This is a genomic window from Pseudomonas lundensis (genome assembly GCF_015377145.2).
Lineage (GTDB): Bacteria > Pseudomonadota > Gammaproteobacteria > Pseudomonadales > Pseudomonadaceae > Aquipseudomonas > Aquipseudomonas lundensis.
Map to the genome: position 1 here is coordinate 1,358,344 of NZ_CP062158.2, position 23,524 is coordinate 1,381,867.

The 23,524-nt window shown below is 60.1% G+C and carries 22 protein-coding genes; 17 read left to right on the plus strand and 5 right to left on the minus strand.

Annotation, left to right across the window (positions count from 1 at the left end; translation table 11 throughout):
* The first annotated feature begins 7 nt into the window (after positions 1–7).
* From IF654_RS06630 to IF654_RS06685, 13 genes are all read left to right on the plus strand, one after another.
* Positions 8–1,321 (plus strand): cobyrinate a,c-diamide synthase, encoded by a 1,314-nt coding sequence (locus IF654_RS06630; protein ID WP_047276372.1) that lies wholly within the window; start codon positions 8–10, stop codon positions 1,319–1,321.
* Positions 1,318–1,968, plus strand: coding sequence for a 5,6-dimethylbenzimidazole synthase (gene bluB, locus IF654_RS06635; protein WP_047276370.1), 651 nt, complete (start codon positions 1,318–1,320; stop codon positions 1,966–1,968). Before IF654_RS06630 ends, bluB begins: the two co-directional genes overlap by 4 nt.
* Positions 1,965–2,873, plus strand: a complete 909-nt coding sequence (gene cbiB / locus IF654_RS06640; RefSeq protein ID WP_047282871.1) for an adenosylcobinamide-phosphate synthase CbiB — start codon at positions 1,965–1,967, stop codon at positions 2,871–2,873. The genes bluB and cbiB overlap by 4 nt, the downstream gene beginning before the upstream one ends.
* The gene (cobD, locus tag IF654_RS06645) at positions 2,866–3,858 is read left to right on the plus strand and encodes a threonine-phosphate decarboxylase CobD (protein WP_094989553.1); all 993 of its coding nucleotides are present in this window, start codon (positions 2,866–2,868) and stop codon (positions 3,856–3,858) included. The genes cbiB and cobD overlap by 8 nt, the downstream gene beginning before the upstream one ends.
* Entirely contained in the window at positions 3,855–5,309 is a 1,455-nt protein-coding gene (locus tag IF654_RS06650; protein WP_047277394.1) for a cobyric acid synthase, read from the plus strand. The genes cobD and IF654_RS06650 overlap by 4 nt, the downstream gene beginning before the upstream one ends.
* 48 nt (positions 5,310–5,357) lie before the next feature.
* Complete coding sequence (cobU, locus tag IF654_RS06655) at positions 5,358–5,879, plus strand: bifunctional adenosylcobinamide kinase/adenosylcobinamide-phosphate guanylyltransferase (protein WP_047276457.1); 522 nt, start codon at positions 5,358–5,360, stop codon at positions 5,877–5,879.
* Positions 5,876–6,931 (plus strand): nicotinate-nucleotide--dimethylbenzimidazole phosphoribosyltransferase, encoded by a 1,056-nt coding sequence (gene cobT, locus IF654_RS06660; protein ID WP_047276362.1) that lies wholly within the window; start codon positions 5,876–5,878, stop codon positions 6,929–6,931. Before cobU ends, cobT begins: the two co-directional genes overlap by 4 nt.
* Positions 6,928–7,506 (plus strand): alpha-ribazole phosphatase family protein, encoded by a 579-nt coding sequence (gene cobC / locus IF654_RS06665; protein ID WP_047282869.1) that lies wholly within the window; start codon positions 6,928–6,930, stop codon positions 7,504–7,506. The genes cobT and cobC overlap by 4 nt, the downstream gene beginning before the upstream one ends.
* Positions 7,503–8,240: an adenosylcobinamide-GDP ribazoletransferase gene (locus IF654_RS06670; protein ID WP_083331114.1), complete on the plus strand. Its 738-nt coding sequence runs from the start codon at positions 7,503–7,505 to the stop codon at positions 8,238–8,240. Before cobC ends, IF654_RS06670 begins: the two co-directional genes overlap by 4 nt.
* Positions 8,241–8,363: 123 nt before the next feature.
* The gene (locus IF654_RS06675) at positions 8,364–8,777 is read left to right on the plus strand and encodes a MarR family winged helix-turn-helix transcriptional regulator (protein ID WP_047276358.1); all 414 of its coding nucleotides are present in this window, start codon (positions 8,364–8,366) and stop codon (positions 8,775–8,777) included.
* Between the two features lie 52 nt (positions 8,778–8,829).
* Entirely contained in the window at positions 8,830–10,038 is a 1,209-nt protein-coding gene (locus IF654_RS06680) for an MFS transporter (RefSeq protein ID WP_047276356.1), read from the plus strand.
* A complete protein-coding gene (locus IF654_RS23095; protein WP_255164190.1) occupies positions 10,035–10,157 on the plus strand; it encodes a hypothetical protein in 123 nt (40 codons plus the stop codon). Before IF654_RS06680 ends, IF654_RS23095 begins: the two co-directional genes overlap by 4 nt.
* 55 nt (positions 10,158–10,212) lie before the next feature.
* Positions 10,213–10,764 carry a glutathione peroxidase gene (locus IF654_RS06685; protein ID WP_047276354.1) on the plus strand — a complete coding sequence of 184 codons (552 nt, stop codon included), beginning with the start codon at positions 10,213–10,215 and terminating at the stop codon, positions 10,762–10,764.
* A gap of 84 nt (positions 10,765–10,848) precedes the next feature.
* Here IF654_RS06685 and IF654_RS06690 read toward each other — a convergent pair whose 3' ends face one another.
* The 3 genes from IF654_RS06690 to IF654_RS06700 all read right to left on the minus strand — a co-directional run bounded on the left by IF654_RS06690 (position 10,849) and on the right by IF654_RS06700 (position 13,272).
* On the minus strand, positions 10,849–12,150 hold the full coding sequence (locus IF654_RS06690) for an OmpP1/FadL family transporter (protein WP_047282867.1): 1,302 nt from the start codon (positions 12,148–12,150) through the stop codon (positions 10,849–10,851).
* A 147-nt stretch (positions 12,151–12,297) separates the two neighbouring features.
* Positions 12,298–12,777 (minus strand): hypothetical protein, encoded by a 480-nt coding sequence (locus IF654_RS06695; protein WP_047280966.1) that lies wholly within the window; start codon positions 12,775–12,777, stop codon positions 12,298–12,300.
* Between the two features lie 270 nt (positions 12,778–13,047).
* Positions 13,048–13,272, minus strand: coding sequence for a hypothetical protein (locus tag IF654_RS06700; protein ID WP_034156218.1), 225 nt, complete (start codon positions 13,270–13,272; stop codon positions 13,048–13,050).
* Between the two features lie 961 nt (positions 13,273–14,233).
* Between IF654_RS06700 and IF654_RS06705 the strand changes: the two genes are divergently transcribed.
* A complete protein-coding gene (locus IF654_RS06705) occupies positions 14,234–14,560 on the plus strand; it encodes an SEL1-like repeat protein (protein ID WP_047276347.1) in 327 nt (108 codons plus the stop codon).
* Positions 14,561–14,753: 193 nt separating this feature from the next.
* Positions 14,754–16,097 (plus strand): DNA recombination protein RmuC, encoded by a 1,344-nt coding sequence (locus IF654_RS06710; RefSeq protein ID WP_194862878.1) that lies wholly within the window; start codon positions 14,754–14,756, stop codon positions 16,095–16,097.
* Positions 16,098–16,133: 36 nt separating this feature from the next.
* On the opposite strand, the gene IF654_RS06715 is transcribed toward IF654_RS06710, so the two are convergent.
* Positions 16,134–19,601, minus strand: coding sequence for a hybrid sensor histidine kinase/response regulator (locus tag IF654_RS06715; RefSeq protein WP_047282866.1), 3,468 nt, complete (start codon positions 19,599–19,601; stop codon positions 16,134–16,136).
* Positions 19,602–19,840: 239 nt separating this feature from the next.
* Between IF654_RS06715 and IF654_RS06720 the strand changes: the two genes are divergently transcribed.
* Together IF654_RS06720 and IF654_RS06725 are read left to right on the plus strand one after the other, a co-directional pair.
* Positions 19,841–20,992, plus strand: a complete 1,152-nt coding sequence (locus IF654_RS06720) for a TDT family transporter (RefSeq protein ID WP_083334071.1) — start codon at positions 19,841–19,843, stop codon at positions 20,990–20,992.
* Between the two features lie 135 nt (positions 20,993–21,127).
* Positions 21,128–23,002: an MFS transporter gene (locus IF654_RS06725; protein WP_047276453.1), complete on the plus strand. Its 1,875-nt coding sequence runs from the start codon at positions 21,128–21,130 to the stop codon at positions 23,000–23,002.
* Positions 23,003–23,080: 78 nt separating this feature from the next.
* Here the strand turns inward: IF654_RS06725 and sugE are convergent, their stop codons facing one another.
* Complete coding sequence (gene sugE, locus IF654_RS06730) at positions 23,081–23,395, minus strand: quaternary ammonium compound efflux SMR transporter SugE (RefSeq protein ID WP_047276339.1); 315 nt, start codon at positions 23,393–23,395, stop codon at positions 23,081–23,083.
* Between the last annotated feature and the right edge of the window lie 129 nt (positions 23,396–23,524).

Consider the following 23,524-nt stretch of genomic DNA (forward strand, 5'->3'; position numbering starts at 1 on the left):
TTCAAGCATGAGAGAGTCGCGTCATTGCCCGGCGGTGTTGATCGCCGCGCCGGCTTCCGGTCAGGGCAAGACCACCGTTACCGCCGCGTTGGCCCGTTTGCATCGCAATCAGGGGCGCAAGGTGCGGGTGTTTAAATGTGGCCCGGATTTCCTCGACCCGATGATTCTGGAGCGCGCCAGCGGTGCGCCGGTGTATCAGGTCGATTTGTGGATGGTGGGCGCAGAGGAAAGCAGGCGCTTGCTGTGGGAGGCCGCTGGCGAAGCTGACCTGATCCTGATTGAAGGGGTTATGGGGCTGTTTGATGGCACCCCGTCCAGCGCAGATCTGGCCCGTCATTTCGGGGTGCCGGTGCTGGGGGTCATCGATGGCACGGCCATGGCCCAGACCTTTGGTGCCCTGGCCTTGGGGCTTGCGCGGTACCAGCCGGACCTGCCCTTTGCCGGGGTGCTGGCCAACCGGGTGGGCACGGTGCGTCACGCGCAATTGCTGGAAGGCAGCCTGACCGAAGGCTTGCGCTGGTATGGCGCGTTGTCCCGGGAAACCGGCATCGAGTTGCCGAGCCGTCACTTGGGGCTGGTGCAAGCCAGCGAGTTGAATGACCTGGACGCCCGCCTGGATGCCGCAGCCGACGCGCTGGCCAGCACCTGCGAGGTAGCGCTGCCACCCGCTGTTGAATTCGCCGCGCCGACGCCGGTGACGGTCGAGCCGTTGCTGGCGGGCGTACGGATTGCCGTGGCCCGGGATGAAGCGTTCGCCTTTACCTACGGCGCGAGCCTGGCCTTGCTGCGGGACATGGGCGCGGAGCTGGCGTTCTTTTCACCGATCCGTGACACGCAGCTTCCCGCTGCGCACAGCCTGTATTTACCGGGTGGCTACCCCGAACTGCATCACCTTGAGCTGTCGCGTAACCACGCGATGCTTGATGCGATCCGCGCTCATCATGCCGCAGGCAAGCCGTTGCTGGCGGAGTGTGGCGGGATGTTGTACCTGCTCGATGCCTTGACCGATGTCGACGGCCAGCGCGCCGAGCTGGTGGGGGTGCTGGCGGGTGAGGCAACCATGCAAAAGCGTCTGGCGGCCTTGGCGTTGCAAGCCGTGGACTTGCCTGAAGGCCAACTGCGCGGTCATACCTATCACCATTCGCTGACCCGTACCGAGCTGCAACCCATTGCCCGGGGCCTGAGCCCCAATGGTGGACGCGGTGCCGAAGCGGTGTATCGCGAAGGCCGCCTGACAGCGTCCTATGTGCACTTTTACTTTCCGTCCAATCCCAAGGCCGTGGCTGCGCTGTTCGCGCCGTGTGCTGTGAAGGTGCCATGAGCGACAACGCATTCAGTCCCCAAGAGCGCGCAGCGGTGTACCGCGCCATCGCCGAGCGCCGCGATATGCGCCATTTCAGCGGCGGCGCCGTTGCGCCCGAACTGTTGGCGCGCCTGCTCGAAGCGGCGCATCAGGCCCCTAGCGTGGGCTTGATGCAACCGTGGCGGTTTATCCGCATCACCTGCCGTGAGCTGCGCGACAAGATTCAAGCGCTGGTGGAGGAGGAGCGGGTGCGCACCGCCGAGGCGCTGGGCGAGCGTTCCGATGAATTCATGACCCTTAAGGTCGAAGGCATCCACGACTGCGCCGAAGTGCTGGTGGCCGCGTTGATGGACGATCGCGAGAAGCATATTTTCGGTCGGCGCACGCTGCCGGAAATGGACATGGCGTCATTGTCTTGCGCCATTCAGAACCTGTGGCTGGCCGCCCGGGTTGAAGGCCTGGGCATGGGCTGGGTGTCGTTGTTCGAGCCGCAAGCGCTGGCGGACCTGCTGGGCTTGCCCGTCGGGGCCAAGCCGCTGGCGGTGCTGTGCCTGGGGCCGGTCGAAGCGTTTTACCCGGCGCCTATGCTGGTGCTGGAAGGGTGGGCGCAGGCGCGTCCGCTCAATGAATTGGTGTACGAGAACTATTGGGGAGTGAGCCCATGAGTGTGGCGTTGCTGTGCGTCGCCGGGGTGGCGCTGGACGCACTGTTGGGCGAGCCCAGGCGCTGGCATCCGCTGGTCGCGTTTGGCCGTATGGCGGACCGTATCGAACAGCGTTTCAATTCCGGTGGACGCGGCTGGCGCAGTCACGGGGTCACGGCCTGGGTGCTGGCGGTCATTCCGTTGACGATTCTGGCCACGGCGTTGTCATGGCTGCCTTACATCGGTTGGCTGGTGGACATTCTGGCCTTGTATTGCGCGCTGGGCATGCGCAGCTTGGGCGAACACGTGCAACCGGTGGCTGATGCATTGCGCCGTCAGGACCTGGATGAAGCCCGCACCCGTGTCGGTTATCTGGTCAGTCGACAGACCAGCGAACTGGACGCGACCGACGTGGCGCGGGCCGCCACTGAGTCGGTGCTGGAAAACGGCAGCGATGCCGTGTTCGCGGCGATTTTCTGGTTTGCCGTGGCGGGGGCTCCCGGCGTGGTGCTCTATCGTCTGAGCAATACCCTCGACGCGATGTGGGGCTATCGCAATGAGCGGTTCGAGCGTTTCGGCTGGGCCGCTGCCCGTATCGACGATGTACTTAACTATATTCCCGCGCGTCTGGTGGCCCTGACCTACGCAGTGTTGGGTAAAACCCGAGCCGCATTGCGCTGCTGGCGACAACAGGCGCCACTCTGGGACAGCCCCAACGCCGGCCCGGTCATGGCTGCCGGTGCAGGCGCACTGGGTGTAGCGTTGGGAGGTCCGGCGATTTACCACGGTGAGTTGCACGAGCGCCCACAGTTGGGGGAAGGCCTGCCTGCCGACGCCGATTCCATCGGTCGCGGCTGGCAACTGGTGCAGCGTGGCGTGTGGCTGTGGCTGCTGATTTTGTGTGTCGGGAGTGAATTCTATGCTTGAGCACGGTGGACGTTTGCGTCAGGCCGCCCTGCGCTACGGGATTGCCGAAGCTGACTGGCTGGACCTGTCCAGCGGTCTGGCGCCCTGGCCCTTTGCAATCGGGCACATACCCGAGCGCGCCTGGGCCCGATTGCCCGAGACCGATGACGGCCTTGAACAGGCCGCGTGCAGCTATTACGGCGCCCCGAACGTGCTACCTGTGCCGGGGTCGCAATGTGCCATCCAGTTGCTGCCGCGTCTGCGCCGCAGTGGCAAAGTCGGGGTATTGTCACCGTGCTATGCCGAACACGCCGAAGCCTGGCGCCGCAACGGGCACATCGTGCGCGAAATCATGGAGCAGGAAGTCGATTTCTACCTCGATAAGCTGGACGTGCTGGTGGTGGTCAATCCCAATAACCCGACGGGCCTGAGCCTGTCGCCCGAGCACTTGCTGGACTGGCATGCGCGTCTGGTGCAGCGCGGGGGCTGGCTGGTGGTCGACGAAGCGTTCATGGACAACACGCCGACGATGAGCCTGGCGCCGCAAAGCCAGCGCACCGGCCTGATCGTCCTGCGCTCGTTCGGCAAGTTTTTCGGGCTGGCGGGGGTGCGCCTGGGTTTTGTACTGGCGGAACTCAAGCTGCTCAAGTTGCTCGCGGAGCAAGTCGGCCCGTGGGCGGTCAGCGGGCCGACGCGGGTGTTGGGACAGGCGTGCCTGCTCGACACCGAGGCGCACGCCCGGCAACGCCAGCGCAGCGAACAGGCCAGCCAGCGGCTGGTGGCGATGCTCAGCCAGTACGGGTTGCCCGCTCAAGGGGGCTGCGCGCTGTTTCAGTGGCTGATGACCCCGCACGCCGAGTACCTGTACGACTTCATGGCCCGGCGCGGCATTCTCCTGCGCCTGTTTACCCATAACAGCAGCGTGCGTTTCGGCCTTCCCGCCGATGAGGCGCACTGGCTCAAGCTTGAACAGGCCTTGCAGGCTTACACCAAGGAAACCCCATGAGCACGTTGATGGTGCAAGGCACCACGTCCGATGCGGGCAAAAGTACATTGGTGACAGCGTTGTGCCGCTGGTTGACTCGTCAGGGCGTGCGCGTGGTGCCGTTCAAGCCGCAGAACATGGCGCTCAACAGCGCGGTGACGGCCGAGGGCGGCGAAATCGGTCGCGCGCAGGCTGTGCAGGCGCAGGCTGCCGGGTTGGCGCCGCACACCGACATGAACCCGGTGTTGCTCAAGCCCAACAGCGACACCGGCTCGCAAGTGATCATTCACGGGCGCGCCGTGACCAGCATGAACGCCGTGGCCTATCACGATTACAAAGCCATCGCGATGCAGGCCGTACTGGCCTCCCATGACCGCCTGAGTGCGGCCTACCCGGTGGTGATGGTCGAAGGAGCCGGGTCTCCGGCCGAGATCAACCTGCGCGCCGGCGACATTGCCAACATGGGCTTTGCCGAGGCCGTGGACTGCCCGGTGATTCTGATTGCCGACATCAATCGCGGTGGCGTCTTCGCGCACTTGGTCGGCACTCTGGAACTGCTGTCCGAGAGCGAACAGGCGCGGGTTCAGGGTTTTATCATCAACCGTTTTCGTGGCGATATTGCCCTGCTGCAACCGGGGCTCGACTGGCTGGAGCAGCGGACCGGCAAACCGGTGATCGGCGTGCTCCCGTATGTCATGGACCTGCACCTGGAAGCCGAGGACGGCATCGACCAGCGCCAGATCAACAAGGCCGACCGGGTGCTCAACGTCGTGGTGCCGGTGCTGCCGCGCATCAGCAACCACACCGATTTCGATCCGCTGCGCCTGCACCCTCAGGTGAATGTGCAATTTGTAGGGCCGGGTCAGCCGATTCCCCCCGCCGACCTGATCATCCTGCCGGGTTCCAAAAGCGTTCGCAGCGACTTGGCCTACCTGCGCGCCAATGGCTGGGACACGGCCATTGAGCGGCATTTGCGCTACGGCGGCCGGGTGTTGGGGATTTGCGGCGGCTTGCAGATGCTGGGCGAGCAGGTCCACGACCCGCTGGGGCTGGAAGGCGCGCCGGGCTCCAGTGACGGGCTGGGCCTGCTGGCATTCACCACGCAGCTTGAGGCTGAAAAACAACTGCGTAATGTGCGCGGGCGCCTGGCGCTGGAAAACGCCGAGGTCAGCGGTTATGAAATTCACGCCGGTGTAACCCGCGGCAGCGCCCTTGAGCTGCCTGCCGTGCAGCTTGAAGACGGCCGTTGCGATGGCGCTTGCAGCGCCGACGGACAGATTATCGGGACTTACCTGCATGGTCTGTTCGAGTCGCCGGCAGCCTGCAGCGCCCTGTTGCGCTGGGCCGGGTTGCCTAGCGTTCAGGCAGTGGACTATCACGCGCTGCGCGAGCGGGACATTGAGCGCTTGGCCGATCTGGTGGAAAACCATTTGGACACGGCCCGTCTGCGGCAACTGTGTGGGCTGCAATAACGGTGTAATCGATGCCGCGGGCTGTTTTGTCTTGAGAGGTGCGTGAACATGCTGCAACTGATTTTGGGCGGTGCCCGCTCGGGTAAAAGCCGTCTGGCCGAAAAGCTGGCAGCCGAGTCCGGTTACGCAGTGACGTACATTGCAACCAGCCAGCCGCAGGACGGCGAGATGAGCGAGCGGGTACGGCATCATCGCGAGCGTCGGCCTGCGCAATGGGGGCTGATTGAAGAGCCGCTGGCACTGGCCCGCGTGCTGCGCGAAAACGCCCGCGCCGATACCTGCCTGCTGGTGGACTGCCTGACGCTGTGGATGACCAACCTGTTGATGCTGGACGACGCGCAACGCCTGACGGCTGAACGCGACGCCCTGTTGGCGTGCCTGGCAGGGTTGCCGGGTGAAATTCTGTTTGTCAGCAACGAAACCGGGATGGGTGTCGTGCCGCTGGGCGAATTGACTCGCCGCTATGTCGATGAAGCCGGTTGGCTGCATCAAGCCTTGGCTGAGCGCTGTCAGCGTGTTGTGTTGACTGTCGCAGGCCTGCCCCTGACGTTGAAAGGAACTGCCTTATGAATACGCCGTGGTGGCTGCGTCCGTGTAAATCCCCGGACCGTGACGCGCAAAAGGCTGCGGCCGAGCGTCAACAGCAACTGACCAAGCCCGCAGGTTCGCTGGGGCAGCTCGAAACACTGGCGATTCAACTGGCCGGGTTGCAAGGGCGGGTCAAGCCGCGTGTCGATCAGTTATGGATTGCCCTCTTCGCCGGGGATCATGGCGTGGTCGCCGAAGGTGTTTCGGCTTATCCGCAAGCCGTTACCGGTCAAATGTTGCACAACTTTGTCAGTGGCGGCGCAGCCATCAGCGTGCTTGCCCGGCAACTGGGCGCGCAACTGGATGTGGTGGACCTGGGCACGGTCACGCCGATGCTCAATCTGGCGGGTGTTCGTCACCTGCAACTGGGCGCCGGCACGGCGAACTTCGCCACAGGCCCGGCCATGACGGATGCCCAAGGTTTGAAGGCGTTGCAGGCAGGGCGCGACAGTGTCTTGCGCGCTCGCGAACAGGGCAGCGAGCTGTTCATTGGTGGTGAAATGGGCATCGGTAACACGGCGTCGGCCAGTGCCGTGGCCAGTGCGTTGCTTGAATGCCCTGCGGCCTTGTTGACCGGACCCGGCACTGGCCTGGACGCAGCGGGCGTCAGCCATAAAGCGCGGGTGATTGAGCAAGCGCTGGACTTCCATGCAGGCCTGCTGGACGACCCGTTGCAAACGTTATTCCGACTGGGTGGTTTTGAGATTGCCGCGCTGGCGGGTGCGTATGTGGCCTGTGCTCAAGAGGGCGTGGTGGCGTTGGTGGATGGCTTTATCTGCACGGTCGCGGCGATGGTCGCGGTGCGGTTGAACCCCGAGTGCCGTCCATGGCTGGTGTTCAGCCATCGGGGTGCCGAACACGGGCACCGCCATGTGCTCGAAAGCCTCGAGGCCGCGCCGTTGCTTGACCTCGGCCTGCGACTGGGCGAAGGCAGCGGGGCGGCGCTGGCCGTGCCGTTGCTGCGCCTGGCCTGCGACCTGCACGGGCACATGGCAACGTTTGCCGAAGCGGCCGTGGCGGATCGTCCGGCATGACTGTGCGCCTGGACCTGCTGCGCCACGGCGAAACCGAACTGGGCGGCGGCTTGCGCGGCAGTCTGGACGATGCACTGACTGAACTGGGCTGGGCGCAGATGCACGAGGCGGTTCAGGGGCAGGGGCCGTGGGACCGGATTGTCAGCTCGCCCTTGCAGCGCTGCCGCCTGTTTGCGCAAGCGCTGGCTGCGTCGCTGGAGGTGCCGTTGACCCTCGACGCGGATTTGCAAGAGCTGCACTTCGGCGTGTGGGAAGGGCAAAGCGCGGCGGCCTTGATGCAAACCGATGCCGAGGCTTTGGGCTTGTTCTGGTCTGACCCCTATGCCTTTACGCCGCCCGAAGGGGAGCCGGTACTGGACTTTGCCGAACGCGTGTTAGCGGCGGTTTTGCGCCTGCAACAGCGTTACGCGGGGCAAAAAGTGCTGGTGGTTTGCCACGGCGGTGTGATCAAACGGTTATTGGCACAGGCGCGCGACTTGCCCCGTGAACAGCTGCTGAGCGTCGCGGTGCCCCACGGCGCCTTGTTGCACGTGCAGGTCAGCGCTGAGGGCGAGTTGCGGGAGGTGAGTGCGTGAAGGGACCGTTCTGGATTGCCCTGCAATTTCTGAGCAGTTTGCCGGTGCGGTTACCCGGCATGCCGTCGCCTCGGGAAACGGGCCGTTCGCTGCTGTATTACCCGCTGGTGGGCCTGGTGTTGGGCGTAGTTTTGTACGGCGCCAACGCGGTGTTGTCGGGTGCGCCGCTTATGCTGCATGCCGCTTTGCTGCTAACGGTGTGGGTGCTGTTCAGTGGCGGGTTGCACCTGGACGGCCTGGCGGACAGCGCTGATGCGTGGCTGGGCGGGTTTGGTGATCGCGAGCGCACGCTGACCATCATGAAAGACCCGCGCAGTGGGCCGATTGCCGTGGTGGTGTTAGTACTGGTGCTGCTGCTCAAGTTCTGTGCCTTGTTGGCGGTGATCGAGCAGCAACAGTTCGCGGGGTTGTTGATCGTGCCGCTGATCGGGCGCAGTGCGTTGTTGGTTGTTTTTTTGACCACACCTTATGTGCGTGAGGGAGGTCTGGGGCAGGCGCTGGCCGATCATTTGCCGCGCACCGCAGGCTGGTGGGTGTTGGGCTTCAGCGCGCTGGGATGTGTGCTGGTGGCGGGCATGAGTGGCGTTTGGTCGCTGGTGTTGGCTGTCATCGGGTTTGCCTGGTTGCGCCGAATCATGATGCGTCGATTGGGCGGCACCACCGGCGATACCGCTGGCGCGCTGCTGGAGTTGCTTGAGGTGGGGGTGTTGGTGGGGCTGGCCCTGATCGGCTAGCCCCCGTGTTGAGCGGGCACGAGCAATGGGGTCAGCCACTGTGCGCTTCAAGGCAGCTCAGGCGCTGACAGCCGCTACGGTTTTATTCTTGCCACTCTTTTATTGCGGGTATATACATACAAAATGTTACCGACCCAGTGTTTATGCACCAACCTGCGGCGCGCCGCCCGTGGCGTCAGCAGGCATTACGACGGCGCCCTGGATGGCTTTGGCATCAACGTTGCCCAGTATTCGCTGCTCAGCAACCTCAAGCGTCTCGATCGGCCGAGCATCTCCAGCCTCGCTGAAGCGATGGGGCTGGACCGCAGCACGTTGGGCCGCAATTTGCGGGTGCTTGAGGGCATGGGGCTGGTGAAACTGTCGGAAGGCGCTGATCAACGTAACCGTCTGGTGTGCCTGACGGAGGCGGGCAACGAGCGTCTTGCGGCAGCCTTGCCCGCCTGGGAGGCGGCCCAGCAACGCTTGATGGACCGGTTGGGTGAGGCACGACGTGCCCAACTTTTAGAACTGTTGAATGAACTGGCAGGCCCTGACTGAGCGGCGGCCGCGTGTCTACAAAAGGGTTTTTACCCGCTCCCGGAGAATAATAATGACAACGGTGTGGCGTAACAGCGGTTGGGTCTTGTTGGGCAGTGCGTTGATATTGGCGCTGTCCTTGGGAGTGAGGCATGGCTTCGGGCTGTTTCTGCCGCCCATGAGTGCGCAGTTCGGCTGGGGGCGCGAAGTGTTTGCCTTTGCTATCGCCCTGCAAAACTTGATGTGGGGGCTGGCGCAGCCCTTCACCGGGGCGCTGGCAGACCGCTTTGGCGCGGCCCGGGTGGTGATCGTCGGCGGCGTGTTGTACGCGGTGGGCCTGGTCATGATGGGGATGTCCGATTCGCCGCTGTCGCTGTCGTTGAGCGCAGGGCTGCTGATCGGGGTTGGCCTGTCGGGCACTTCGTTTTCAGTGATTCTCGGTGTTGTAGGGCGTGCCTTGCCGCCCGAAAAGCGCAGCCTGGGCATGGGGATCGCCAGCGCAGCAGGTTCCTTCGGGCAGTTCGCCATGCTGCCGGGCACGCTGGGGCTGATCGGTTGGCTCGGTTGGTCAAGCGCCTTGTTGGTGTTGGGCCTGTTGGTCGCGCTAATCGTCCCGCTGGTGAGCATGCTCAAGGATCGGCCCATGCCAGCGCTGGGCGGCGAACAGACTCTCAAGCAAGCGTTGCAAGAGGCGTGCAGCCACTCCGGGTTCTGGCTATTGGCCTTTGGTTTTTTCGTCTGCGGTTTTCAGGTGGTCTTTATCGGCATTCATTTACCGGCCTACCTGGTGGATCAGCATCTGCCAGCGACGGTCGGTACCTCGGTGCTGGCGCTGATCGGGTTGTTCAACATCTTTGGCACCTACACGGCGGGATGGCTGGGCGGGCGGATGTCCAAACCGCGCCTGTTGACCGGCCTCTATCTGGCGCGGGCGGTGGTCATTGCGCTGTTCTTGTGGGCGCCGGTCACGACGTTCAGCGCCTACGTGTTCGGCATGGCCATGGGTTTCTTGTGGCTCTCGACAGTGCCTCTGACCAACGGAACGGTGGCGACGCTGTTTGGTGTGCGTAACCTGTCGATGCTGGGCGGTATCGTCTTTCTGTTCCACCAATTGGGGGCCTTTCTGGGTGGATGGCTCGGTGGCGTGGTCTACGATAAAACCGGTAGCTATGACCTGATTTGGCACGTTTCGATTGGCTTGAGCCTGTTAGCGGCTGCCCTTAACGTGCCGGTACGCGAGCGGCCTGTTGCGCGTTTGCAGTTGCAGGAGGGTGCGTTGTGAATTCGACCTTGATCTGGTTGGGCGGCGTGGGGGCCGGGCTGGCCCTTATTGCGCTGGCGTGGTGGGGTTGGCATCAGAGTGGGCTGGCCTTGCTGCAACTGGGTATGGCGACTTGCTAGTTGATGGCCTTGGCGCGTAAGTTCAGGGTCTGCATTTTTTAAAAGGACACCGATGATGCTCAAGCGCTGGATGGCGATGCCCGTACTGTTGTTGGCGTGTGCTGGACCTGTTTGGGCGGCCCAATGCCCGCCGCTGCTCGAAGGTTCGCTGCCCAAGTTGCGCTCAAAAGAGTCCATCGACTTGTGTCAGCGTTTTGCCGGAAAACCGCTGGTGATTGTCAATACCGCGAGTTTTTGCGGGTTCGCGCCTCAATTCAAAGGGCTTGAAGCGTTGAATCAACGTTACAAGGATCAGGGGCTTGAGCTGATCGGCGTGCCATCGGATGACTTCAAACAAGAGGCCAAAGATGGCGAAGAGACCGCCAAGGTGTGTTACGTGAACTACGGCGTGACGTTCACCATGACCAACCCGCAAAAGGTTCGCGGGGCCGACGCAGTTCATCTGTTCAAAGTGCTGGCTGAGCAAAGCAGTGCGCCGAAGTGGAATTTTTATAAGTACGTGGTGGACCGTCAGGGCAATGTGATTGCCAACTTTTCCAGCCTGACCAAACCTGACAGCCCGGAGCTGATCGAGGCGATCGAAAAGGCGATCGCTTCAAAACCCTGATTGACGGTCAATAAAAATCCCCGCGCTCGTCACCGAGGCGGGGATTTTTTTATTCAGCAGAAGAACCCTGAGGTTCGTCGCGAATTAGAACTTGTAGGTTGCACCCACTGCGAAGCCGTTCGCGCTGTTTTCATACTTGGCTTCGTAGAAGCTGCCAATCTGTGGCTTGGCGTCGTGAACCTTGACGGACTCTTCCTTCAGGTAGGAGTAGGCCACGTCAATGGTCAGGTCGTCAGTGACGGCATAACCGGCACCCAGGCTGAAGATTGTCCGGTCACCGGTAGGAATACGTGGCGAACGGTTGGTGTTGTTGGTTGGCGACTGGTCCCAGGTCAGACCGGTACGCACTACCCATTGCTTGTTGAGCTGATACGACGTACCGATGGCGTAAGCCCAGGTGTCGTGCCAGTTCTGCTCTTCGGTGATGGTGCCGAACAGCTGAGGTGCGGCAGCACCACCTGCGGCGGCAGTTACACCTTTGTTTTCAACGGTGATGTCCTTCAGGCGGCTCCAGCGGGTCCACGTGGTACCGGCATACACTCTCCAGGCATCCGAGAGCTCTTGAGTCACCGACAGGTCCCAGGATTCCGGGGTGTCAATTTTCAGCGAGGCGTCGTAGCGGTTGCTTTTCAGACGCGCTGCGGTGAAAGGATCGGAACTGGCCGTGACATTGGTGTGGCCGTCGAGTTTGTATTTAACCTTGGAGTGGTAGGTCAGACCTACGCGAGTCGTGTCAGTGGCCTGGATCAGGATACCGGCGTTGAAGCCCAGTGCCGTGTCATCACCCTTGATCTTGACGTTGTTGTCGCCAGCACGAGCTTGCGGGATCGGGGTCAAACGGATTTCGGACTCAAGCGTACCGGCAATGCGGTTGATGGTCGGACCAAAACCGATCGACACACGGTCGTTGAAGGCATAGCTGATGGTCGGTTGCAGGGTGACAACCTTCACTTCACTTTTGCTGCCAAAGCCACGGCCCTGGAAGCTACCTTCGTAATCGGTCACCAGACCGAACGGTGCATACAAACCAAAGCCAACCGACCACTGATCGTTGAGCTTATTGGTGTAGAAACCCATCGGCACGCCAGTGAAGGGAACCATGTCGCCTTTGTTGGTTCCGGCAATGCTGCCACGGGCATCTTTGATATCAGTCGAAGCATCAATGACTGCGAAACCGCCGGTCACTTGCTGACCTTGAAGGCGGGACATACCGGCAGGGTTACCAAAGACGGTACTGGCATCGTCGGCAGAAGATGAACGACCTGCGAAACCGGTCCCCATACCGCTAACGCTTTGTTCGTTGAGGGCGAAGCCGCTGGCGAAAATCTGGCTGGAAGCCAAAGTGACGGCGAGGCTAAGTGTGGTCTTGAGCATTACTTTTTTCATTATTAGAACTCCTTGTGATCACCGGGTGGAAAGCTACCAACATTTTTGTTTAAGCGCTATAGGCCAAATCGCAGGAGATAGCGATGTTTTGTAGGACAATCCTACCGGTTTTGGATCTTTTTCTGGTTGTTGAGGTGGTTGAAAATCTCAGGCCACCTGGTTGAGAGGTGTAACGCAGATGCGCCAAGCATGGGTGAAGTCACGTAAACGTCCTTGTGGCTCAAAGACTTGGCGCCAAATTTTAGCCATGCCCAGCAAATCATTGGGTTTCGGGATGATGGCTTTTTGCTCTTCAATCAACATCCATGCGATTGCGGTGGCGTAACGCAAATTTACAGTTAGCTCCAGATGCGGGCTGCATAAAAAAGCGTGCTGGCTGGCAAGCCCCCTGACCAGGCTTGCCAGATCCGGGTCATGGGCGAGGTAGCCATCCCACAGTGCGGCGTGTCGGGGTTCGCGGATGCAGTAAAGACCATGGCCGCGCCGATCATGCAGCGCAGAGCCCAGATTGGACTGACTTGCAGCAATGCCCAGCAACAACGCCTCTGCATCAGGATTGTTCATGCCTAAATACAGAAGCGTCGGGCGGATCACGTAAAGGCTCAACTCCCTGGCAGCGATACCCATGGCAACCTCGAAGCCTGAAATTGGCCGGCTACACCCAGGCGCTTGGCAGCTGTGAGTCGGTAGGGTTCGCCGGAAGCGGAATGAACCGCTTGAGTTGAAGTGTAGTGTCATATCTATGCTGTAAAGGATTGTTTTTAAAACATTTGCAGCATCTAGGTTGTGGCTATATACCCGCAAGTAATTAAACAATGCGGCATATTTCTTAAATTCAGGACAACAAAAAGCCCTGCTATTGGAGCAGGGCTTGTTGTATAGACGCTGGCCGCGTTGTCAGGCGATCAATGCCTGACGTGTCCGGTCAATCACAGCTTGCAGGGGTTCTGCGCTGGAGTATTGATCGGGATACAGGCGTTCGCTGTGACGTGCGATACCGTGTTCGTTGACCAGTGTGAAGCTAAAGCAGCCTTTGCGAGCGGCCATAATCAGGCAGTTCATAGGAGCGAAGGCGTTGGTTAGGGTGCGAATGGCATCCTGAGTATGGATTTGAGTAGACATAGTTATTAGGTGTTCCTACAAATGACACGGATATGATCCGTGCAACGTTAAAACGTTCCAGTGACGTCGAGCCATCTTTGGCGTGACGAAGAACCTGACTGGAACAAAGCCGCCAGTTGGAGCGCATTTAAGTATGTGGCGCTTGGGCTGGCAGGTAGGTACTTAGGAGGGCAGGCAATCACAACAAGAGCTAAGGTTCCGTGCTCGGGGTGAAGTTCCTGATCAATTTGCAGGTTGGTTCGGTCAGAGTAAGAGCGCTTGGCGATACCCTTTGTGTTTGTTCAAAGGCCGTATCGTCGCAAGATTTACCTGGAAACCATCGAGGGGGTCGATCCCGTGTGTATCAGCGTGACTTCTCTTTAGGGAAGGTGGCTGGGGGATTTGTTCGGCCCGAATTGACTTTCAGCTTGGTACTAACGCTGCGGATACTAACGGCTTGAAAAAATAAACGCAACTGTGCTAGCAAAAATACTTTCTGTACGGTGCAAAGAGCGGCAGCAAGCCGCTAGTCGGTTTTTGCCAAAACGCCAGTCAACTGGGCAGGGGCTCGAGGGTAAACGCCGGCCCTGAATAGACGCCCCTTGGGAGCGCACAGTCCTACAGATTTCACTAAGTTTTGGGCCGATTCCTGCTGATGAGTATGAACTTGTGCACATTTGCAGTGCGTCATATAAACGCATGGCAGGGCGCAAGCCACACAGCCGCTTAGCCTGTTTCGCAAATTTAAGTCAATGAAAAACATCGTTTTTTTGAATTGGTGAAAAAATCGTCAGTTTGACCTCGGCCCCCGTCCTGTGGGGGTTTGGCGGGGGCAAAAGGGGGTTGTCCACTGACTTATCCACAGGATCTGTGGATTGTCCCGCGCCGTTGCTCTAGATCGGGGTTGTAGACCTTTTTCGACTTTACCCAAACGAAAAAAGGAGTAGAGTGGCGCGCCTTCTGTTCTGCCCCACAGTGTTCTATGAAGTTTCGTACAAACTCTTCCTCTGTTACGCCCTCCGGATCACCTGCCGAAGCACCCAAAAAACGGTTTTCTTTGCGCGTAGCGATCTGGCTGTTGGACAACCCGCGGCTGGGTACCAATCCGAGCATCAAACATGTTGCGGGCCATCTGCTCAAGCAACCTGCCCGCCAGGGCGTGGTGCTGGCGCAAAGTCGTCTGGGTCAACTGATGTGCCGCGATTGCGGCAGCAAGCGCGACCAGCGCATTGGTCAGGCCTTACTGCGCAATGCTGCGCGTGCGGGCGATGAGTCAGCCCAGCAGGAACTCAACAAGATCGAAGACTGAGCTGTCTTCGACTCCGCAGCTTGGTTAACCTTGCTCTTTTACCGTGTGCGGAGGGGTTATGGCCCTGGACTTGAACAGCATTCTGCTGGGCCTGGCGGTGGCGGGCGTGCCGCTGCTGGCTTTTATCTGGCAACTGCAGCGCCGGGCCAGCGCGCATCACGCTGAGCTGGCCTGGCTCGAAGAGCGCCTGAATATGGCGCAATTGGCGCAGGAAGGTCTTAATGCGCAACTCGATGCCAGCCGTGACGAAATCAGTGATCTGGGGCAGGCCAATGCCGCCAAGCAGGCAGAGCTGGCGGCCCTGAGCCGTGAGGTGGAGTTGTTGCAGGTGGAACGCGACAACGCCCGGGATGCCGCCCATGCCTGGAGTCTGGAACGCGCCCAGAAAGAAACTGAATTGCGCAGGCTGGACGCTCAGTCCGCCGCTCAGGCCGCTGAATTGCGCGAGCAGCAGGAAAGCCATCAGCAACGACTCAACGACCTGCAGGGTTCGCGCGATGAGTTGCGGGCGCAGTTTGCAGAGTTGGCCGGCAAAATATTCGACGAACGCGAGCAACGGTTTGCGCAGACCAGCAATGAACGGCTGGGACAGTTGCTGGACCCGCTCAAAGAGCGCATTCAGTCGTTTGAAAAGCGCGTCGAGGAAACCTATCAGCAAGAAGCCCGCGAGCGTTTCTCCCTTGGCAAAGAACTGGAGCGCCTCCAGCAGCTCAACCTGCGTTTGAGTGACGAGGCCACTAACCTTACGCGGGCCCTCAAGGGACAGAAAACCCAAGGCAACTGGGGGGAGCTGATTCTGGAGCGGGTGCTGGAGCATGCGGGGCTGGAGAAGGGCCGCGAATACCAGACCCAGGTCAGCCTCAAAGGGCCGGATGGCGAACGCTTTCAGCCGGACGTCCTCATCATGCTGCCTGGCGACAAGCAGGTAGTGGTCGATTCCAAGGTCAGCCTGACCGCTTATCAGCAGTTTGTAGCCGCGGATGATCAGGTCATCGGGCAGGCGGCACTCAAGCAGCACGTGCTGTCGTTGCGTAATCACGTCAAAGGCTTGGCAGGCAAGGACTATAAGCGGCTGGAAGGCTTGCACAGCCTGGACTTCGTTTTGTTGTTCGTGCCCATTGAAGCGGCTTTTTCCGCAGCATTGCAGGCCGAGCCCAATCTGTTTCAGGAAGCGTTCGACCGCAACATTGTGATTGTCAGCCCGACGACCTTGTTGGCCACGTTGCGGGTGATCGACAGTTTGTGGAAGCAAGAGCGCCAAAGTCAGAACGCCCGGGAAATTGCTGAGCGCGCCGGGTGGCTGTACGACAAGTTCGTGCTCTTTATTCAAGACCTGGATGAGGTGGGCAATCGCTTGCAGCAGTTGGACAAAGCCTATGCTGCGGCGCGCAACAAGTTGACCGAGGGGCGTGGCAACCTGGTGAGCCGCAGCGAGCAACTCAAGCTGCTGGGCGCGCGCGCCAGTAAAAGCTTGCCGCCGGACCTGCTGGAGCGCGCCATGACCGACGTGAACGGCGTGGCGCACCCCGCAGAGTGACGTGTGTGCGGCGCAGTGAATCGCTCTGCCGCACGGTTAAAGCGGGACGTGCCGACTAACCAGTGCCCGCAGCACGGCGGGCTTTACCGGCTTGGCCAGATATTCCAGACCCGCCGCATGCACCTGCGCAATCATCTCCGGGCGACCGTCCGCACTGATGACCACGCCCGGCACTGGCTCGCCCAGCTCGGCCCGTAACCAGCGCATCAGCTCAGTGCCGACTTCGCCGTTATCGAGGTGGTAATCCACCAGCACCAGTTGTGGGCGTACCCCTTCATTGAGCAGGGCCGCACATTCTTCGCGATTGCGCGCTGTCCACACGCGGCATCCCCAGCGGGTCAACAAACTTTGCATACCGATCAGAATGCTGTCTTCGTTGTCGATGCACAGTACTTGGGCGCCGGTCACGGGTTGGCCATTTTGCTCTGCGACGACCGGTTGTGGGGCAACCTGACTCTGAGCCAGCGGCACGCTGACGCTGAATACGCTGCCTTTGCCCGGCCATGAACGGACTTGCAAGGTGTGCCCCAGCACGCGGCACAACCCGTCAGCAATCGCCAGGCCCAGCCCTAGGCCTTTTTCGGCGCGGGTCTGATGACTGTCCAGGCGTTTGAACTCTTCAAAAATGACCTGCAACTTGTCTTCCGGAATGCCCGGGCCGTGGTCCCATACTTCAAGGCACAACGCATTGCCACGACGTCGCACGCCTAGCAGGACCGGGCCTTTGGCATAGCGAAAGGCGTTGGTCAGGAAGTTCTGCAAAATCCGGCGCAGCAGTTTGATATCACTGCTCACCCGCAATCGACTGCCACGCACACGGAAGGTCAGTCCTTGTTCCTGGGCCTGCGCCTTGAACTCATTGCCCAGCGTGTCGAACAGGTCATTGAGGGCAAACGGCTTGATGTCGGGAGTGAATTTTCCGTTTTCGAGTCGGGAAATATCCAGCAAATCGCTGATCAAGTCTTCGGCAGAACGTAAGGAGCTGTCCAGATGCTGCACCAGCTTCTGGGCTTCCGGGCTAAGTCCTTCCTCCTGATGGGAAAGGGCGGAGGAGAACAGTCGCGCGGCGTTCATGGGTTGCATCAAGTCATGGCTGACGGCAGCCAGAAAGCGGGTTTTCGATTGGTTGGCGGCTTCCGCGACGCCCTTGGCTTCGATCAGCGCCTTGTTCAGCTCGGACAGTTCGCGGGTCCGCTCGGCCACTCGTTGTTCCAGGCCCTCATTGGCTTCTGTCAGCGCCTGCTCTGCTTCGCGGAAGGCCGTAATGTCGGTAAAACTCATGACGAACCCGCCGCCCGGCATCGGGTTGCCGATCAGCTCAATCACCCGGCCATTGGGGAATAACCGTTCAGAGGTGTGGGCGCGACCCTGCCGCATCCAGTGCAGGCGACGGGCCACATGCACTTCGGCTTCGCCGGGGCCGCACAGGCCGCGTTCGGCATTGTGGCGGATGATGTCTGCTATCGGTCTGCCCACGCTGATCAGGCCTTCGGGGTAGTCGAACAGCTCAAGGTAACGGCGGTTCCAGGCCACCAGCCGCAAGGACTGATCGACCACGCTGATGCCTTGGGTGATGTTCTCAATGGCGCCTTGCAGCAGGGCGCGGTTGAACTGCAGGACTTCTGACGCTTCGTCGGCAATGCGCACGACGTCTTCGAGCTGCATTTCCCGGCCTTCGATGGCCGCTTTCACCACAGCCCGCGTCGAAGAAGCACCCAGTACGCCTGCCAGCAGGCGTTCGGTATGGGCAATCCATTCGCCATCGGCATTCTGGTTTGGGTTGAAGCCTTTGCCCTGCCGGTAAGCGAAACGGATAAAGCTCTGACGCGCGCGTTCTTCGCCGACAAAACGTGCGGCCAGCGTCAACAGGTCATTGATCTGTACCGCCAGCATGGAGCGGCCATTCGGGTGGCTGATTTCCTGGCCGATGAAGCGCCCGGCTTGCCAGTGTTCCGAGACGCGGGTGCGCGACAACACCGAGACCCACGCAAAGACGGTGAAGTTGCCGGCCAGTGACAGCACAACGCCTTGTGTCAGCGGTGTAATCGGCAGCCCCAGCGGGTTGCCGTGCAGCCAGGCCAAACCGGGGAAGTGGCTTAATTGCCAGCCGAGGCTGTGAGCAATCAGGGGCAGCACCAGCGTGTAAAACCAGATAAAGGTGCCGGTCGCCAAACCGGCGAAGACGCCGCGACGGTTGGCTTGTTTCCAGTACAGCGCGCCGATCATGGCGGGCGCCAGTTGCGTCACGGCGGCGAAAGAAATCTGCCCGATGGTGGCCAGACTGGCCGTCGAGCCCAGCAGGCGATAGCTGACGTAAGCCAGCAGCAGGATGACCACAATCGATACCCGGCGCACCGACAGCATCCAGTAGCGGAATACTTCAAAGGGGCGCTCGGCGTTTTTGTGCCGTAATAACCACGGCAACAGCATGTCGTTGGAAACCATGGTCGACAGGGCGACGCTGGCTACGATCACCATGCCGGTGGCCGCCGATGCGCCGCCGATAAAGGCCAGCAACGCCAGTGCCGGGTGGGCCTGGGCCAATGGCAGGCTGATGACGAAAGAGTCGGGCAAGACGGAGCTGGGCAACATCATTTGCCCGGCCAGCGCGATCGGGACGACGAACAGGGCGGCGAGGATCAAATAGGCCGGGAACACCCATTTCGCCAGCCGCAAATCCTGCGGCTCGATGTTTTCCACCACCGTGACGTGGAATTGGCGAGGCAAACAAATGATGGCCATCATGGCCACGCCGGTTTGCACCACCATCGAAGGCCAATTGACGGTCTCTTTCCAGTATTGCTCCAGGCGCGGTGCGAGCATGGCCTGATTGAACAAATCGTCGAAGCCGTCATACAGGCCGAAGGTCACGAACGCGCCAACGGCGAGAAACGCGAACAGCTTGACCAGCGACTCGAACGCAATGGCCAGCACCATGCCTCGGTGGTGTTCGGTGGAGTCGAGGTTGCGGGTGCCGAAGACGATGGTAAATAGCGCCAGTACCAGCGACACGATCAGGGCCGTGTCTTGTGCGCGGGTGCCCGTGGCGTCGGCGCCAGCACCGATCAACAGGTTCACGCCGAGCACGATGCCTTTGAGTTGCAAGGCGATATAAGGCAATACGCCCACCAGGCAGATCAGGGCCACGACAATGGCCAGCGACTGGGATTTGCCATACCGCGCGGCGATGAAGTCGGCAATGGAGGTGATGTTCTCCTGTTTGCTGATCATCACCATTTTTTGCAGCACCCAGGGTGCAAACACCAACAACAGCACCGGGCCCAGGTAGATGGGTAAAAAAGACCACAGTTGCTCGGCGGCCTGGCCGACGGCGCCAAAGAACGTCCAGCTGGTGCAGTACACCGCCAGCGACAAGCTATAGACCCATGCGCGAACCCGCGGCGGCAGCGGGGTGCTGCGCCGGTCACCATAAAAGGCAATGGCAAACATGACGGCCATATAGGCCAGGGCAACGGCGGCGATCAGCCCGCTGGACAACGACATGGTGACTCCTGGAGGTATAAGGTCGCAGCAATCCGGCTGCTGCGGGCTAGTCTCGCATGATGTTCAGGCGCCGTCAGTGTCGACGATGGTCGCAGCGCGGCCAGGTGTCGCAGCTCTTGAAAGGCGCGCATATCGCACATATCTGTAAAGTCGATAACAGTTAGAGAAATTACCCGTTATATAGATATTCGATTCAGTTCTACTCTTGCACTACCTCGTACGAGGATCAGGAGGAACCCATGATTTGCCCTAACACGACCCACACCACTTTACGGCCCTTGAGCGCCTTGCAGCACCCGCGTGAGGTGATTCGTCAATTCACCCCGAACTGGTTTGCCGCCACCATGGGCACCGGTGTGCTGGCATTGGCACTGGCTTCGTTGCCGGTGAACATTCCCGGCCTGCACGCTGTCGCTGAAGGGCTATGGCTGTTCAATATCGGATTGTTCATTTTATTCAGCGTGCTCTACGGCGCCCGCTGGGTGCTGTATTTCGATGAGGCACGGCGGATTTTTGGCCACTCAACTGTCTCGATGTTCTTCGGCACGATTCCCATGGGGCTGGCGACCATCATCAATGGTTTTCTACTGTTTGGGGTCGCCCGCTGGGGCAGCGGCATGGTGCAGGTGGCCGAGGTGCTGTGGTGGCTGGACGTGGCGATGTCGCTGGCGTTCGGTGTGCTGATTCCTTACATGATGTTCACCCGTCAGGAGCACAGCATTGATCAAATGACCGCTGTCTGGTTGTTGCCAGTGGTGGCGGCTGAAGTGGCGGCTGCCAGCGGTGGCCAGTTGGCGCCGCACCTGTCGGATTCGCTGGCGCAGTTCCACGTACTGATCACCAGCTACGTCCTGTGGGCCTTTTCGGTGCCGCTGGCGTTCAGCATCCTGACCATCCTGATGCTGCGCATGGCACTGCATAAATTGCCTCACGAAAGCATGGCGGCCTCGAGCTGGCTGGCCTTGGGGCCGATTGGTACGGGAGCGCTCGGCTTGTTGCTGTTGGGCGCGAACTCGCCTGCGATCTTTGCGGCCAATGGATTTGCCGGTATTGGTGAAGTGGCCAACGGCATGGGCCTGATTGCAGGGGTTGCCCTGTGGGGCTTCGGGTTGTGGTGGATTGTGATGGCGATACTGATTACCCATCGCTACTACCGCGACGGCATCCCGTTCAATTTGGGGTGGTGGGGGTTCACGTTCCCGCTGGGTGTGTATTCGCTGGCCACCTTGCGTTTGGGTAACGTGCTGCACCTGACGTTCTTCGAGATTGCGGGCTGTGCGCTGGTGGCTTTGCTGGTGATGATGTGGCTGATCGTGGGGCGTAAAACCCTGATCGGCGCTTACCGGGGCGAGTTATTTGTTTCGCCCTGCATCGCGGGTTTGAAGAAGTAAGAGTTTGCCTCGGGTTTTGTACGAATGCGCTGAGACTGGTGGCATCCGTTACATAACCTGAGGCAAGGTTGTGTCTCGGGTGTTACAACAGCCCTCCAATGAGAAAGCCTCTGGCGCAACTTGAGAACATGGATGATGAGTCACCCCTCGCAGTTCAGCTTGCTAAGGAAGCGCCGCTTCCTGCCCTTCTTTGTGACCCAGTCGCTGGGCGCGCTAAACGACAACCTGTTCAAACAATCGTTGATTCTGGCCATCCTTTATAAGCTCGCCATCGAGGGGGACCGAGGGATTTGGGTCAATCTGTGTGCGCTGCTGTTTATCGTGCCGTTCTTTCTGTTTTCAGCCCTGGCGGGCCAGTTTGGCGAGAAGTACGACAAGGATCGTCTGATCCGTCTGATCAAGCTCGGTGAAATCGCGATCATGCTGGTCGGAGCGGCGGGGTTTGCGTTCGATCACCTGGCGTTAATGCTGGTCGCGCTGTTTGCGATGGGCACCCATTCGGCGTTGTTCGGACCGGTCAAATACTCAATCCTGCCGCAAACATTGCATGAGGATGAGCTGGTCGGGGGGAACGGTCTGGTAGAAATGGGGACTTTCCTGTCGATTCTGGCCGGTACGATCGGCGCGGGAATCATGCTGTCTTCGAGCAATTACGCAGGGGTGGTGTCGGTGGTGATCGTTTCCGTGGCGGCCCTGGGGTATCTGGCCAGCCGGGCGATTCCCAGCGCACCGGCCGATACGCCTGAATTACGGCTGAACTGGAACATCTTCAGCGAGTCCTGGGCCACCTTGAAAATGGGGCTGAACCAGACGCCAGCCGTGTCGCGTTCCGTTGTGGGCAATTCGTGGTTTTGGTTTGTCGGTGCGATTTACCTGACACAAATTCCGGCCTACGCCAAAGAGTGGCTGTATGGCGATGAGACCGTGGTGACGTTGATCCTGACGGTGTTTTCGGTGGGCATCGCGTTGGGGTCGATGCTGTGCGAAAAACTGTCGGGGCGTAAAGTCGAAATCGGCCTGGTGCCCTTTGGCTCATTCGGCTTGACCGTGTTCGGCCTGTTGCTGTGGTGGCATTCCGGGCAGATGCCGTCGACCCTTCAGCCTAACGACTGGCTGGCCGTATTGGGCTTCAGCCAGGCGTGGTGGGTGCTGTTCGATATTCTGGGTCTGGGCGTGTTTGGCGGTTTTTACATTGTGCCGCTGTATGCCTTGATTCAGTCGCGCACGGCAGAAAACGAGCGTGCGCGGGTGATTGCGGCCAACAACATCTTGAATGCGCTGTTTATGGTGGTCTCGGCCCTCGTCACCATCCTGCTGCTCAGCGTGGCGAAACTGACGATTCCTGAGCTGTTCCTCGTGGTTTCACTGCTGAACATCGCGGTCAATACCTACATCTTCAAGATTGTTCCCGAATTCAGCATGCGCTTCATGATCTGGCTGCTGAGCCATTCCATGTATCGGGTGCAACATAAAAACCTGCAAGCGATCCCGGATGAGGGCGCAGCTTTGCTGGTGTGTAATCACGTGTCATTTGTGGATGCATTGCTGATAGGTGGAGCAGTGCGTCGGCCGATTCGGTTTGTGATGTATTACAAAATCTACAATTTGCCGGTGCTCAACTTCATCTTTCGCACAGCAGGGACGATTCCTATCGCCGGGCGCGCTGAAGATGAAGCGATCTACGAGCGGGCGTTCAAGAAAATTGCCGAATACCTGAACGACGGCGAGCTGGTGTGCATCTTTCCGGAGGGTAAGCTCACCACCGATGGCCAGATCAACGAGTTCAAGGCAGGCGTCACACGGATTCTGGAGCAAACGCCAGTGCCGGTCATTCCGATGGCGTTGCAAGGGCTATGGGGCAGCTTCTTTAGTCGCGATCCCAATAAGGGGTTCTTGCGCAGGTTGTGGTCGCGAGTAACACTGGTAGCTGGCGAGCCGATAGCGGCGAGTGAAGCGACGCAAAAAAGGCTGCGCGAGCAGGTGACGGCGCTACGTGGGCAGACACTCTAGAGCCATTGTTGGCAGGGGGGGGCGGCCTGGCCAGCGACTACAGAGTGGGTGGGGCTGTAGTCGCTGGCGAGTGAGGGTTCAGGCGCTGATTTTCAGGCCAACCAGGCCGGCAATGATCAGCGCCACGCTGGCCAAGCGGAACAAGGCCATGGATTCGCCAAACAGGATGATCCCGGCGATGACCGTGCCCACTGCCCCCACGCCTGTCCAGATGGCGTAGGCCGTGCCCAATGGCAGTTCCTTCATCGCAAGGCCCAGCAAGCCGAGGCTTACCGCCATGGCGGCGATGGTCAATGCGGTGGGGAGGGGGCGGCTGAAGCCGTCAGTGTATTTCAGGCCTACAGCCCAGCCGACTTCAAACAGGCCGGCGAAAAACAGAATAATCCAGGACATGCTTACCTCCATCAATTGATGGGGTCGTCCCCAGAAAATCACTCGATGAGTCGCGAGGTCGTCCTCGCTGTGCGCAGTATATTGCCCATGAATAATCTGACAGGCAACTCTGAATTTTCAGAAGCGTAG